This window comes from Pasteurella sp. P03HT (assembly GCF_054052285.1).
The window spans coordinates 99,090-112,815 of the sequence record NZ_JBSIUM010000001.1; the positions used below are offsets into that span (position 1 = coordinate 99,090).

The 13,726-nt window shown below is 40.3% G+C and carries 12 protein-coding genes and 1 tRNA gene; 5 read left to right on the plus strand and 8 right to left on the minus strand.

Translation table 11 applies throughout. From position 1 onward, the window contains the following. Positions 1-34 precede the first annotated feature (34 nt). The 7 genes from ACWIT3_RS00430 to ACWIT3_RS00460 all read right to left on the minus strand — a co-directional run bounded on the left by ACWIT3_RS00430 (position 35) and on the right by ACWIT3_RS00460 (position 4,660). Positions 35-226, minus strand: a complete 192-nt coding sequence (locus ACWIT3_RS00430; protein WP_046339368.1) for an anti-sigma factor family protein — start codon at positions 224-226, stop codon at positions 35-37. Then, the gene (locus ACWIT3_RS00435) at positions 227-781 is read right to left on the minus strand and encodes a sigma-70 family RNA polymerase sigma factor (protein WP_457160889.1); all 555 of its coding nucleotides are present in this window, start codon (positions 779-781) and stop codon (positions 227-229) included. A gap of 142 nt (positions 782-923) precedes the next feature. Further along, positions 924-1,009: transfer RNA gene (locus tag ACWIT3_RS00440), tRNA-Leu, on the minus strand. A 17-nt stretch (positions 1,010-1,026) separates the two neighbouring features. Continuing rightward, positions 1,027-1,374 carry a preprotein translocase subunit SecG gene (secG, locus tag ACWIT3_RS00445; protein WP_046339370.1) on the minus strand — a complete coding sequence of 116 codons (348 nt, stop codon included), beginning with the start codon at positions 1,372-1,374 and terminating at the stop codon, positions 1,027-1,029. 277 nt (positions 1,375-1,651) lie between these two features. Then, positions 1,652-3,613, minus strand: a complete 1,962-nt coding sequence (locus ACWIT3_RS00450) for a DNA topoisomerase III (RefSeq protein ID WP_457160890.1) — start codon at positions 3,611-3,613, stop codon at positions 1,652-1,654. A 9-nt stretch (positions 3,614-3,622) separates the two neighbouring features. After that, positions 3,623-4,225 carry a recombination mediator RecR gene (gene recR / locus ACWIT3_RS00455; RefSeq protein WP_457160891.1) on the minus strand — a complete coding sequence of 201 codons (603 nt, stop codon included), beginning with the start codon at positions 4,223-4,225 and terminating at the stop codon, positions 3,623-3,625. 105 nt (positions 4,226-4,330) lie between these two features. Beyond that, complete coding sequence (locus ACWIT3_RS00460; protein ID WP_035685032.1) at positions 4,331-4,660, minus strand: YbaB/EbfC family nucleoid-associated protein; 330 nt, start codon at positions 4,658-4,660, stop codon at positions 4,331-4,333. 223 nt (positions 4,661-4,883) lie between these two features. On the opposite strand from ACWIT3_RS00460, the gene acnB reads away from it, so the two are divergent. From acnB to ACWIT3_RS00475, 3 genes are all read left to right on the plus strand, one after another. Next, positions 4,884-7,490 carry a bifunctional aconitate hydratase 2/2-methylisocitrate dehydratase gene (acnB, locus tag ACWIT3_RS00465; RefSeq protein WP_457160892.1) on the plus strand — a complete coding sequence of 869 codons (2,607 nt, stop codon included), beginning with the start codon at positions 4,884-4,886 and terminating at the stop codon, positions 7,488-7,490. Between the two features lie 105 nt (positions 7,491-7,595). Continuing rightward, positions 7,596-8,681, plus strand: a complete 1,086-nt coding sequence (locus tag ACWIT3_RS00470) for a metallophosphoesterase (protein WP_457160893.1) — start codon at positions 7,596-7,598, stop codon at positions 8,679-8,681. 22 nt (positions 8,682-8,703) lie between these two features. After that, positions 8,704-9,732 (plus strand): ABC transporter substrate-binding protein, encoded by a 1,029-nt coding sequence (locus ACWIT3_RS00475; protein ID WP_457160894.1) that lies wholly within the window; start codon positions 8,704-8,706, stop codon positions 9,730-9,732. Between the two features lie 77 nt (positions 9,733-9,809). Here the strand turns inward: ACWIT3_RS00475 and epmA are convergent, their stop codons facing one another. Continuing rightward, on the minus strand, positions 9,810-10,781 hold the full coding sequence (gene epmA / locus ACWIT3_RS00480) for an elongation factor P--(R)-beta-lysine ligase (RefSeq protein WP_457160895.1): 972 nt from the start codon (positions 10,779-10,781) through the stop codon (positions 9,810-9,812). A 371-nt stretch (positions 10,782-11,152) separates the two neighbouring features. Between epmA and frdA the strand changes: the two genes are divergently transcribed. Together frdA and ACWIT3_RS00490 are read left to right on the plus strand one after the other, a co-directional pair. After that, positions 11,153-12,961, plus strand: coding sequence for a fumarate reductase (quinol) flavoprotein subunit (frdA, locus tag ACWIT3_RS00485; RefSeq protein ID WP_457160896.1), 1,809 nt, complete (start codon positions 11,153-11,155; stop codon positions 12,959-12,961). Next, entirely contained in the window at positions 12,954-13,724 is a 771-nt protein-coding gene (locus tag ACWIT3_RS00490) for a succinate dehydrogenase/fumarate reductase iron-sulfur subunit (protein ID WP_457160897.1), read from the plus strand. Before frdA ends, ACWIT3_RS00490 begins: the two co-directional genes overlap by 8 nt. The last annotated feature ends 2 nt before the right edge of the window (positions 13,725-13,726 follow it).

Sequence of the window (13,726 nt, forward strand, 5' to 3'; positions counted from 1 at the left end):
ACTTTTTCTGTATAGAATATCACTTAACCTTACCTTATTTTTCTTGTTTATCCGACTGATCTGCAAAATTCCGCATCATTTCACTCAAACTTTGACAATTTTTACCAAAATTATCACATTGTGGGCAAACTAAACGATGTAAACGAACTGTCACACTTTCGACAAATGAGAGCTTACGCTCATGAGATTCTGAAATTAATTTCGTTACTTTAAAACAATATTTCATTTATCTCTCCCCCATTTTCATAGTCAAACAATGCTGCAATTGCAAACGTGCACGATAAAGTAAGACATGTAAATTAGATACTGTAATTTGTTCCGATGTGCAAATATCATCTGCGGTAAATTCTAAATACTCGCGCATCATAAATACCTTTGCCTGTAAAGCAGGCAGGCGGGTTAAGCACACTTCAAATAATGCCCAAAATTGTTTTGAATACACCGTATTTTCATCTTCTTGCAAACGTGATGTGGAATAGTCTTTCTTCCAATGACCATTACGCTCAAAAAAACTGTTCTCATCATCGCCTGTTGCCAGATCACTTTCCACAATAAAACGATTATTCACACGTAAATAATCAATGATTTTATTTTTTAATATAGCAAAAATCCACGTTTTTAGCGCCGCTTGACGCTTAAAACTGTCTATATTTTTTAACGCACTGACGAATGCTTCTTGTACGATATCTTCTGCTAGAACAGGATCTTTTATTTGCAATTCAGCAAACCTTAACATTTGCGTTCGGATTGCCCCAAGTTCTTCCGATGAAATACTTTGCATACTTAATATTTATTTCCACTTTGATTAAACTCATTAAATTTTATCAAATTATCGTCATCTCACAAACTGATTTATTGAGACGCATTCAAACCAATAAAAAAGGCTAGAACCCTTCATGGTCTAGCCTTCTCATCTATTAATTTGGTGCTCTGGGCGAGACTTGAACTCGCACGTCCTATGGACACTACCCCCTCAAGATAGCGTGTCTACCAATTCCACCACCAGAGCAGATTTAGATATTTAAATTACTGAGGAATATCGCTATTTTTTGTCTCAACAGCTGGTACATCTACTTTTTGCTGTTGTTGAATTTGTTCAGCTGTTGAAGATAAATCATCGAATTGACCTTTTGTGACATTATTACGGTGCGAATTAATATTACCAATAACAATACTAATCACAAAAAAAGCCGTTGCTAAAAGCGCGGTCATTTTAGATAAAAAATTACCAGAACCTGCCGAACCAAAAATTGTACCTGACGCGCCGCCACCAAAAGACGCACCTGCATCTGCACCTTTACCTTGTTGAAGTAAGATCAGGACAATCACTGCAAGTGAAATTAATAAATAACTAATTAATAGTGCTTGATACATTATATTTTTCTCGACATTTGCAAATTAGCATTCAAAATAACGTGCGGATATTAACGAACATCAATAGATTTTGCAAGTGTTTTGATTAAAACTGACTTCGTTTGATTGTATTTTATTCAAGACGATTCTATTTCACATTTATTACCTCATGCTGAAGCAGCGATTTAATGCCTACCACCTCATTTCTAAATTTCCAGTGAATCTGTTCGTAGAATGTAAAACTGGCTTTCAGCGATGTTTATTTTGTATCATTCTTTTTTAACAACCCCAACTTTGTTTACTGGCGAGTTGTTTTTTGCTGCTTGGCAATCGTCTTTTGTTTTTTCACAGATTCAGAAGATTGTGCCAACTGACTAAATTGCTTTAATGCAGCAAAATTGACGTAACGTAATAACTCTGGCAGCGAACTGGTTAAACGAAACATAAACTGTTGGTAGCTCATTTCTTTTTGGCTAATGCTCGTTAATTGTGACTCCCAATGGGCTGTCATATCTGGCTGTGTCGCCACATCTGGCAAAGCTTGAATTAAAATCCGCCCTGCTTCTGTACTGTGGATATTACGCCCTTTTTTATATAAAAAGCCCCGTTTAAACAGCAATTCAATAATCCCCGCTCGTGTAGCTTCAGTGCCTAATCCATCGGTTTCACGTAGAATTTTTTTCAATTCTTTATCTTGTACAAAGCGTGCAATGCCTGTCATTGCCGATAACAATGTTGCATCAGTAAACGGCTTCGGTGGCTGTGTTTTTTTGCTTACGATCTCACCTTGTTTACAAAACAAGATCTGCCCCTTTTTGACTACGGGTAATAATGGCTCTTGCTGCTCTTCTTCGTCTTCTTTACCCCAAAGTTGTTTCCAACCTGCTGTTTGTAGATTTCGAGCTTGCGCAATAAAAGTTCCGCCCGCAATATTGAGAGTGATTTTACTTTTACGATATTCTGCATCTGGACAAAACTGCATTAAATATTGGCGAGCGATTAAGTGATAAATTTGCCACTCTTGTTTAGTTAAATTAACGGGTTTATTTTTTGCAGTAGGAATAATGGCGTGGTGCGCTTCCACTTTTTTATCATTCCAACAGCGATTTTTCTGCTCTGGATTCACAATGTCAGGGAGCGGTTGATAATCGCTAATATGCACCGAAATGGCATTCAGTACATTAAAACGCTCGGCAAAATGTTCTTCTGGCAGATAACGACAATCCGAACGAGGATAAGTGATCAGTCGATGCGTTTCATACAAACGCTGGCAAATATCTAATACATCTTGTGCAGATAGTCCGTAACGTTTCGCTGCATCAATCTGTAAAGCTGATAAGGAATAAGGCAACGGTGCAGTTTCTTTTTCCCGTTTATCCACGTATTCCGTCACTTCCGCAGGTTGCGAGTGAATACGTTTCGCCACATTTTCAGCTAAGCCTAACGACAACACTCGACCATCCTCATCTTGGTAGTCCTCACAAGCTTTACTCGGTTGCCACAAGGCTTTAAACACGGGGATTTGCGCTTTTTCCGCCTCTGAAAGTGCGGTCATTTTTTCAGGTGTTTCTGGCTGAACGTGCGCTAACACTTCATAGAAATCTTTCGGTTGGAAATGCTCAATTTCTAGATCACGTCGCACAATCAATCCCAACACAGGCGTTTGTACACGACCAACAGAAAGCACCCCATTGTAACCTGCTTGACGACCACGAATGGTGTAAGCTCGGGTCATATTAATGCCGTAAAGCCAGTCAGCACGCGCACGTGCAAGAGCGGAAGTTGCCAGGGGGATAAAATTACGATTTGGTTGTAATTTATTAACCGCTTTTTGTACTGCATTCGGATTGAGATCGCTAATCAAACAACGTTGAATTTGATTGAGTTTATCTACACTTAATTGGGCGTGGCTAAACACTTCATCCACTAAAAGTTGCCCTTCACGATCGGGGTCGCCTGCGTTAATCAAAATATCGGCTTGATGAATCAGCGTTTCCACTACGTTAAGCTGTTTTTGAACGTCTTTACGTGGAATGAGCTGCCATTTTTCAGGAATGATCGGTAAATGTTCTAAACGCCATTGTTTAAAACGCGGATCGTATGCATCGGGCTCGGCTTGTTCTAACAAATGACCGACACACCAAGTGACATAATCTTCGTTGCCACACTTAATAAAACCTTCACCACGCTGATGCGGTTTAGGTAACACATCGGCAATTGCTCTTGCTAGGCTTGGTTTTTCCGCAATAAAAAGGCGCATTAGAATGAATTATCCAAGTTGACGACGACCTAAAAAAGAGTGTGTTAATGTAGTACCATCGACCATTTCTAACTCACCACCAACAGGAATCCCGTGAGCAATACGTGTTACTTTGATATTCTGTTGCAAACACAATTCGGCAATGTAATTCGCCGTAGCATCGCCTTCAACTGTAGGATTAGTGGCTAAAATCACCTCATGAAAACTTTCTTCCTGCAGACGTTTTTGTAAAATATGCAAACCAATTTCTTTCGGTCCAATGCCATCGAGAGGGGATAAATGTCCCATCAACACAAAATAACGTCCTGAAAATTGACCAGTTTGTTCAATGGCTTGAATATCAGAGGGCTGCTCCACGACACAAAGCAAACCTGAGTGTTGACGGCGGGGGTTATTGCAGATCGTACACACCTCTTCTTCTGTGAAGGTTCGACACTGAGAACAATGCCCAATTTTTGACATTGCTTCTGTTAATGCACGAGCCAAATCCATACCGCCATTTCGATTACGCTGTAAAAGATGATAAGCCATTCGTTGCGCTGATTTTGGTCCCACGCCAGGAAGACAGCGTAAGTTTTCAATAAGATGTTCAAGTAATGGACTTGTTTGCATTAGTTTATTCTCTTAAGAAATCTTATAAAAACAGACCGCACTTTTCACAAGTGCGGTCAAATCTTGTTTTTAGTTACTTTTTTACACCAGTAAAAAAATCACATTTTAAAATGGCATTTTAAATCCTGGTGGTAACGACATACCAGCAGTCACTGACGCCATTTTTTCTTTTTGTAGTTCTTCCGCACGACGAACAGCGTCATTAAATGCTGCCGCGATTAAATCTTCTAACATTTCTTTATCATCCTCCATTAAAGAAGGATCAATTTCAATACGGCGGCAATTATGTGCACCATTAATAGTAATTTTCACTAACCCTGCACCAGACTCGCCTGTTACTTCTAACTGCGCAATTTCTTCTTGCATTTTTTGCATACGATCTTGCATCTGTTGCGCTTGTTTCATTAAGTTGCCTAAGCCACCTTTTCCAAACATAATTTCTTCCATTTGTTAATTAAAAAAATTGGCTGGCATTTTAACTAAAAATTACCCTATTGGGAATAAAGAAACGTGATCTAGACTGAAAATTCAACTTTTTTCTGTTGAGAGGATGATTTTTAAGTATTATTATGTTTTAACATTTTCGTAACGAAATCTTACCGCACCTACTCTAATGCGGTTTTCCTAACAGATACAAGCAAACCCGAAGAGGTAACCTATGTCTAACTTTCTACAATCTTATCAACAACATATTGATGAACGTGCGGCATTAGGCATTGTGCCGAAACCCTTAGATGCAGAACAAACTGCGCAACTCATTGAACTACTCAAAAACCCGCCTGCAGATAAAAAAGACTATTTACTCGACTTATTTGAAAATCGTATCCCTGCTGGCGTAGATGAGGCTGCCTATGTCAAAGCGGCTTTCCTTGCTGCTGTTGCTAAAAGAGAAATTACCTCTCCACTCATTTGCCCTAAAAAAGCAGTCAAATTACTGGGGACAATGCAAGGGGGTTACAACATTGAACCTTTACTTCACGCCTTAGACGATGAAGAACTTGCCCCGATTGCAGCTAAAGCATTATCTTTTACACTCCTCATGTTCGATAACTTTCATGATGTTGCAGAAAAAGCCAAACAAGGTAATCCATATGCACAGCAAGTGTTACAATCTTGGGCTGAAGCGGAATGGTACTTATCTCGTCCTAAATTAGATGAAAAAATCACGGTAACGGTTTTCAAAGTAACCGGGGAAACCAATACAGATGACTTATCACCCGCACAAGATGCCTGGTCACGTCCAGATATTCCATTACACGCGCTAGCCATGTTAAAAAATGCACGCGATGGTATTGAACCTGATGATGCGGGCAATGTTGGTCCAATCAAACAACTTGAAAAACTCAAAGAAAAAGGATTCCCTCTGGCTTATGTTGGAGATGTCGTCGGTACAGGCTCTTCACGTAAATCCGCCACTAACTCAGTGCTGTGGTTTATGGGTGAGGATATTCCTTATATTCCCAATAAACGTGCAGGCGGTGTCGTATTAGGGGGTAAAATTGCACCCATTTTCTTTAATACCATGGAAGATGCAGGATCATTACCGATTGAAGTCGACGTAAGCCAACTCAATATGGGCGATGTCATTGATATTTATCCATACGAACAAAAAATTTGTCGACATAACTCAGATGAAGTTTTAGCCGAATTTACCTTAAAAACCAATGTATTATTAGATGAAGTACGTGCAGGTGGACGTATTCCATTAATTATTGGTCGAGGTCTAACACATAAAGCACGTTGTGAACTGGGCTTACCTGAAACCGATATTTTTGCCAAACCACAAAGCACGTCAAACAGCACAAAAGGCTTTACTCTTGCACAAAAAATGGTAGGTCGTGCTTGTGGTGTTGATGGTATTCGTCCAGGTCAATATTGTGAACCACGTATGACTTCTGTCGGCTCACAAGATACCACCGGTCCAATGACACGTGATGAATTAAAAGATTTGGCGTGTTTAGGTTTCTCAGCCGATCTGGTTATGCAATCTTTCTGTCATACCGCAGCGTATCCAAAACCCGTAGACGTCGTAACGCACCATACTCTGCCTGATTTTATTATGAATCGTGGCGGTGTTTCATTACGCCCTGGCGACGGTGTGATCCACTCTTGGTTAAACCGTATGTTATTACCAGATACAGTGGGAACTGGCGGTGACTCTCATACTCGTTTCCCAATTGGTATTTCATTCCCTGCTGGTTCTGGTTTAGTGGCATTTGCGGCAGCAACAGGTGTCATGCCATTGGATATGCCTGAGTCAGTATTAGTGCGTTTCAAAGGCGAAATGCAACCTGGTATCACCTTACGTGACTTAGTTCATGCCATTCCATACTATGCGATCAAACAAGGCTTGCTCACGGTGGAGAAAAAAGGGAAGAAAAACATTTTCTCTGGTCGCATTTTAGAAATTGAAGGGTTAGAAAACTTAAAAGTGGAACAAGCCTTTGAGCTTTCTGATGCCTCAGCTGAACGCTCTGCAGCAGCTTGTACAATTAAACTCGCCAAAGAACCGATCATTGAATATTTACAATCTAATATTGTGTTATTGAAATATATGATCGCAGAAGGTTATGGCGATGCTCGCACCCTTGAACGTCGTATCAAAGGTATGGAACAATGGCTTGCAAATCCAGAATTAATGGAAGCGGACAAAGATGCTGAATATGCTGCCGTCATCGAAATTGATTTAGCTGAAATTAAAGAACCGATCTTATGTGCGCCAAATGACCCTGATGATGCTCGTTTATTATCAGAAGTACAAGGCGATAAAATTGATGAAGTATTTATCGGTTCTTGTATGACAAACATTGGTCACTTCCGCGCTGCAGGTAAATTACTCGCTAAATTCAAAGGTATGATTCCAACTCGCTTATGGATTGCACCACCAACCAAAATGGATGCAGCCTTATTAAGCGAAGAAGGTTATTACAGCATTTACGGTAAAAGTGGTGCGAGAATTGAAGTCCCTGGATGTTCATTATGTATGGGTAACCAAGCGCGTGTTGCAGATAAAGCAACGGTTGTCTCGACTTCAACGCGTAACTTCCCGAACCGTTTAGGTCAAGGGGCGAATGTTTATCTTGCCTCTGCGGAATTAGCTGCCGTTTCGGCGATTTTAGGTAAATTGCCAACACCAGAAGAATATTTATCATTTGCCGCAGATTTACAGCAAGATAAAGATGATACCTATCGTTACATGAATTTTGATAAGATCAGCCGTTATACGCAAAAAGCAGATCACGTTATCTTTCAAAGTGCGGTATAATTCACCAGATTTTTGCTAAAACATCCGTTGAACAAAAAGGGGGAACGCAGGTTTCCCTCTTTTTTGTTTTTCACTTAATACATATTCAGGTTATAGGTTACACTCTTGGAATTACGCCACTATATTACGTTTTTTGTTGCGATACTCGTACTCCAACTCTTTCTATTCCTCTTTAACCGTACATTAAACTGGCTTTTTGCCCCAAAACTCACGAATAAAGCCCGCAAAATTTTATTCATCTCAACTTATTTGCTAGCTAATAGTATTGTGTTATTGACGATTTTCCGTCTCTTCCCGATGTTTCGTTTAAGCGCTTTCCTGTTAGCTTTTTTATTGTTTTCTGCTTTTGTTAGTATCGGCTGTTTTCTCTGCTATCTGGTTTTGAAACCTTATGTTCCCGCAGCCAAGCTCCATCGTCTTTTACGATGTATCTACCCATTGGCATTAAGCGTTCTACTTGGGTTCAGTGTTTACAACGCGTATACACCAACGGTGATACACTATCACATCACTCTTGATAAACCCATTAAACCAATACGTATTGGCTTAGTCAGTGACTTACATTTGGGGCTATTATTTGGCAATCGCCAGCTGGACCAACTTGCGACCATCTTAGAACAACATCATGTTGATCTTATCCTAATGCCTGGCGACATTATGGACGATAATACGGAAGCGTATGTAGCAGAAAATATGCGCCCTCATTTAGCGAAACTACAGGCACCTCTAGGCGTTTATGCAACCTTAGGGAATCATGATTTTTTTGGTCATCAACAGGCAATTAAACATGAGTTAGAACAAGCGGGTATAACAGTCCTCTTCGATCAAACGAAAGTCATCGATAATGCTTTTGTTTTAGTTGAGCGTAATGATGACTTACACAAAACACGTCCGAGCACAGCGCAGCTACTCCAAGAAATCGATACGACACTGCCAGTTATTTTACTCGATCACCGCCCCACTGAAATAGAAATACATGCCACGCTACCCATTGATATTCAGGTATCTGGTCATGCTCACAGGGGGCAAATTTTTCCAGCCAATCTGATTACTGCCCTACTCTATCCTTTGGATTATGGCTATAAGAAAATCGGCAATGGACACTTTTTTGTCACGTCAGGTTATGGTTTCTGGGGGATTACAATGCGTTTAGGCTCTCAATCTGAAATCGTTATTATTGATGTTAAATAAAATTCAAAAAGGAATGCTGTAAATGAAAATTTCATTCAAATTGAGCGCACTTGGTTTAGCGCTTCCCTTACTTTTCTCGCCCAATTCACTCGCAGAAGGTAAATTAACTGTATATTGCAGTGTACAACATACGACTTGTGAAAAAATGGTACAGACATTTAGTCAGCAATATCAGGTCGAGACCAAATTCATTCGCAATAGCACAGGTGCTACATTGGCTAAACTGATTGCAGAAAAGAACAATCCTCAAGCTGATATTTGGTACGGAGGCACGATTGAGCATCACTTCCAAGCGGGTGATTTAGGCTTACTTGAAGCCTACCGTCCACCACACCAAGCCGACATCATTCCTCAATTTAAAACACTGACAGAAAAACGAGGGGAATTGACTTCGATTATTTACTTATTAGCCCTTGGTTTTGGTGTGAATACGGAAAAACTTACCCAATTAGGTATCAAAGAAGCACCTAAATGTTGGTCTGATCTCCTTGATCCACGTCTACAAGGTTATGTACAAATGCCCGATCCCCAAATTTCAGGGACCACCTATACTGCGATTGCTACACTAATTGAATTATGGGGAGAAGACAAGGCTTTTGATTATCTAAAACGACTCAATGCCAATATATCAGAATACGTTAAAAGTGCCCTTGTTACAACTAACCTCTCACGTGGTGAATCTGCTGTTGCGGTTGGTTTTGTACACAGCTATGCCACAGAAAAAGAAAAAGGCGCCCCCGTTGAAACCATCATGCCTTGTGAAGGTGACGGCTATTCTTTAGGAGGAATGAGTATTATCAAAAATGCTCGCAATCTCGCTAACGCGAAATTATTTGCCGATTGGGCACTTGGCAAAGAAGCACAAGAGTTAGTCTGGCGCGAAACAAAAGTGTATCAATTGCCAACCAATAAATATGCAGAAGCCGCCCCACAATCAGTTAATTTAACTCAGTTGAAATTAATTGATTATGACTTTGAGCGTTTTGGTAAAAGTGCCGAAGGAAAACGCCTTACAGACAAATGGGTCAAAGAAGTGAAAATGGCGAAATAAAACTAGTCCGTTGATTATTTTTATTTAAATAAAAACAGGCAACAGATAATTGTTGCCTATTTGATTAAACATAACCATCACGCATTTTCAATGCCAAATGCGATCACCTCTTTGATACTACTTGCACCGAGTGCAATCATTAATAACCGATCAACGCCCAGTGCCACACCAGAACAATTTGGCACCCCCGATTTTAATGCGGCTAACAAGCGTTTATCAATTTCACGCAGTGGTAAACCGAGTTTCTGGCGTTGTACATTATCTTGCTCAAAACGGTGTAATTGCTCATTGGAATCAGTTAACTCATGAAAACCATTCGCTAACTCTAACCCTTTATAATAAAATTCAAATCGTTCGGCGACCCGATGATCCTCTGAACTAATTTGGGCTAATGCTGCTTGTGTTGCAGGGAAATGGTACACCGCTACAGGATTATCTTTACCAATATTTGGCTCAACGACTGTACTAAACAAAAATTGTAATAACGTATCCCGATCTTCTTGCTCTGCATTCAGCAAATGATATTCTTTGGCTTTGGCAATCAACTCCGATCTTTCTGCTGAAAGTGGATCTAACCCAACATATTCTTGAAAAACAAATTGATAGCTTAAATTTTCAGTCGGTTTACACTCTAAAATTTGCTGTAACAAATCATCCACTTCATTAATCAAACGATACATATCAAAGTGCGGTCGATACCACTCTAACATTGTAAACTCTGGATTATGACGCTGCCCTGCCTCTTCATTTCTAAACACCTGACAAAGCTGAAAAATCGGTCCACTTCCTGCCGCCAACAAACGCTTCATATGATATTCAGGGCTGGTTGAGAGCCATAATGTTTTAGATTGTTGAGCAAAAGGAGCAACAAATTCTGTACTAAATGTGGATAAATGTACATCTGTGACACCAAACTCGCTTAACACAGGCGTTTGCACTTCCAATAGACCACGGTCCGTAAAAAAACGACGAATCTCGGCGATAATTTTGGCACGTGCAAGTAAATTCTCAATAGAGGCTGAAGGCTGCCATAATTCTTGTTCAAACATAATCTTGTCCATTATCAAAATGTAATGTGCTATTCTAGCGAGCTCAATGGGTTATTTCAAATTATCTCCACAAGAGGACGCCAAAAATTCCTCTCACAAATTTTCTTTCCACCACCTTCAACATACGGTCACTTTTTAAAAATATTGATAGTCGAATCACATCGAAAAACCAGGTCTTTTAGTGAAATTCAGATCATCAACAAAGCTTATAAAATAAACCATTTTTAACTTTTTTGAGGTAGATCACGAAACTGAGTTTTTATTGTAAAAAAAGATTATTAATCTTTGAAAATAATGGCAAAATGGAATGACCCTAAATTAACCAATTTTGGTTTATTTTTATTTTTTACTTTCTTGATTGGAGGAATATCGTGCAAACTGTTAATGTCGATATTGCAATTGTTGGTGCTGGCGGCGGCGGTTTACGTGCGGCTATTGCAGCAGCGGAAGCAAACCCTAACTTAAAAATTGCATTAGTTTCAAAAGTTTACCCTATGCGTAGTCATACCGTGGCAGCAGAAGGTGGCGCAGCAGCAGTAATCAAAGAAGAAGATTCTTACGATAAACATTTTCACGACACCGTAGCGGGTGGTGACTGGTTATGTGAACAAGATGTAGTGGAATACTTTGTGCAACATTCTCCAGTTGAAATGACACAATTAGAACGCTGGGGCTGTCCTTGGAGCCGTAAAACAGATGGCGACGTTAACGTACGTCGTTTTGGTGGAATGAAAATTGAACGGACATGGTTTGCGGCTGACAAAACAGGTTTCCACTTACTTCATACCTTATTTCAAACATCCATCCAATATCCGCAAATCGTGCGTTTTGATGAACACTTTGTCTTAGATATTCTCGTTGATGATGGTCATGCGCGTGGTATGGTTGCCATGAATATGATGGAAGGCACATTAGTTCAAATCAATGCCAATGCTGTTGTAATTGCAACGGGGGGTGGCTGTCGTGCGTTCCGTTTCAACACCAATGGCGGTATCGTAACTGGTGATGGACTATCAATGGCTTATCGTCACGGCGTCCCACTTCGTGATATGGAATTTGTTCAATATCACCCAACAGGCTTACCAAATACGGGGATCTTAATGACGGAAGGTTGTCGTGGTGAAGGTGGTATCTTAGTCAATAAAGACGGTTACCGTTACTTACAAGATTATGGTTTAGGACCAGAAACCCCAATCGGTAAACCAGAAAATAAATATATGGAACTGGGTCCACGCGACAAAGTATCTCAAGCATTCTGGCAAGAATTGCAAAAAGGAAATACCTTAAAAACTGCGAAAGGTGTCGATGTTGTTCACTTAGACTTACGTCACTTAGGTGAAAAATACTTACATGAACGTCTTCCATTCATTTGTGAATTAGCACAAGCGTATGAAGGCGTTGACCCAGCTAAAGCACCAATTCCAGTCCGTCCAGTTGTTCACTATACCATGGGTGGTATTGAAGTCGACTTTAACAGCGAAACTCGTATTAAAGGTTTATTCGCTGTGGGTGAATGTGCGTCTTCAGGCTTACATGGTGCCAACCGCTTAGGTTCTAACTCACTCGCTGAACTTGTCGTATTAGGTCGCGTTGCTGGGGAATATGCTGCACAACGTGCAGTGGAGGCACCGGTAGTGAATCAAACTGCCATTGATGCACAAGCACGTGATATTGTTCAACGCTTAGAAGATTTATATCACCAAGAAGGAACAGAGTCTTGGTCTGAAATCCGCGATGAAATGGGTGATGCAATGGAAGAGGGCTGCGGTATCTACCGTACTCAAGAAAGTATGCAAAAAGCCGTTGATAAAATTGCTGAACTGAAAGAACGTTATAAACGTATCCGTATTGCAGACCGCTCAAGTGTCTTTAATACCAACGTATTATATACTGTTGAGTTAGGCTACATCTTAGATGTTGCGCAATCCATTGCAAACTCAGCCATTGCACGTAAAGAATCACGTGGTGCACACCAACGTTTAGACTATACTGAGCGTGATGACGTGAACTACTTGAAACATACCCTTGCATTCTACAACGGCGATGATGCACCTCGTATTGACTATAGCGATGTGAAAATTACTAAATCACAACCAGCAAAACGCGTATACGGTGCAGAAGCTGAAGCACAAGAAGCCGCAAAAGCAACTGAAGCAAATAAGGAGAACGCAAATGGTTAATCAAGCGATCATGAACATTGAAGTATTGCGTTATAATCCAGAACAGGACAAAGAACCATACTTACGCACTTATCAAGTACCTTACGATAATCAAACTTCCTTGCTTGATGCGTTAGGTTACATTAAAGACAAACTTGAGCCAGAATTGTCTTACCGTTGGTCTTGCCGCATGGCGATCTGTGGTTCTTGCGGTATGATGGTAAACAGCAAACCAAAACTGGCGTGTAAAACTTTCTTACGTGATTACAGTGGTCATATGCGTATTGAGCCACTTGCAAACTTCCCGATTGAACGTGACTTAGTTGTTGACTTAAGCCACTTCATTGAAAGTTTAGAGGCAATCAAACCTTACATTATCGGTAACCAAGCGCCAGCACTTGATGGTAAACCTCATCCATCTTCAGAGCTAGCAAAAAGCCGTACTAAACAAACACCTGCACAATTAGAAAAATACCGTACTTTCTCAATGTGTATCAACTGCGGTCTCTGTTATGCAGCCTGCCCACAATTCGGCTTAAATCCTGAATTTGTGGGACCTGCTGCGTTAACTCTTGCTCATCGTTATAACCTTGATAATCGCGATCACGGTAAAGAAGAACGTATGAAAATTATCAATGGTAAAAACGGTGTATGGAGCTGTACTTTCGTTGGATATTGTTCAGAAGTTTGTCCAAAACATGTTGATCCAGCTTCAGCGGTAAACCAAGGTAAAGTCGAAAGTGCAAAAGACTTTGTAATTGCAATGCTTAAACCGCAAAAGTAAGG

Excerpts from the sequence above, each read along its gene's own strand:
- ACWIT3_RS00430 (WP_046339368.1), bottom strand. The coding sequence starts at position 226 with ATGAAATATTGTTTTAAAGTAACGAAATTAATTTCAGAATCTCATGAG.
- acnB (WP_457160892.1), top strand. The coding sequence starts at position 4,884 with ATGTCTAACTTTCTACAATCTTATCAACAACATATTGATGAACGTGCG.
- ACWIT3_RS00460 (WP_035685032.1), bottom strand. The coding sequence starts at position 4,660 with ATGTTTGGAAAAGGTGGCTTAGGCAACTTAATGAAACAAGCGCAACAG.
- epmA (WP_457160895.1), bottom strand. The coding sequence starts at position 10,781 with ATGTTTGAACAAGAATTATGGCAGCCTTCAGCCTCTATTGAGAATTTA.
- secG (WP_046339370.1), bottom strand. The coding sequence starts at position 1,374 with ATGTATCAAGCACTATTAATTAGTTATTTATTAATTTCACTTGCAGTG.
- ACWIT3_RS00450 (WP_457160890.1), bottom strand. The coding sequence starts at position 3,613 with ATGCGCCTTTTTATTGCGGAAAAACCAAGCCTAGCAAGAGCAATTGCC.
- ACWIT3_RS00475 (WP_457160894.1), top strand. The coding sequence starts at position 8,704 with ATGAAAATTTCATTCAAATTGAGCGCACTTGGTTTAGCGCTTCCCTTA.
- ACWIT3_RS00490 (WP_457160897.1), top strand. The coding sequence starts at position 12,954 with ATGGTTAATCAAGCGATCATGAACATTGAAGTATTGCGTTATAATCCA.
- recR (WP_457160891.1), bottom strand. The coding sequence starts at position 4,225 with ATGCAAACAAGTCCATTACTTGAACATCTTATTGAAAACTTACGCTGT.
- ACWIT3_RS00435 (WP_457160889.1), bottom strand. The coding sequence starts at position 781 with ATGCAAAGTATTTCATCGGAAGAACTTGGGGCAATCCGAACGCAAATG.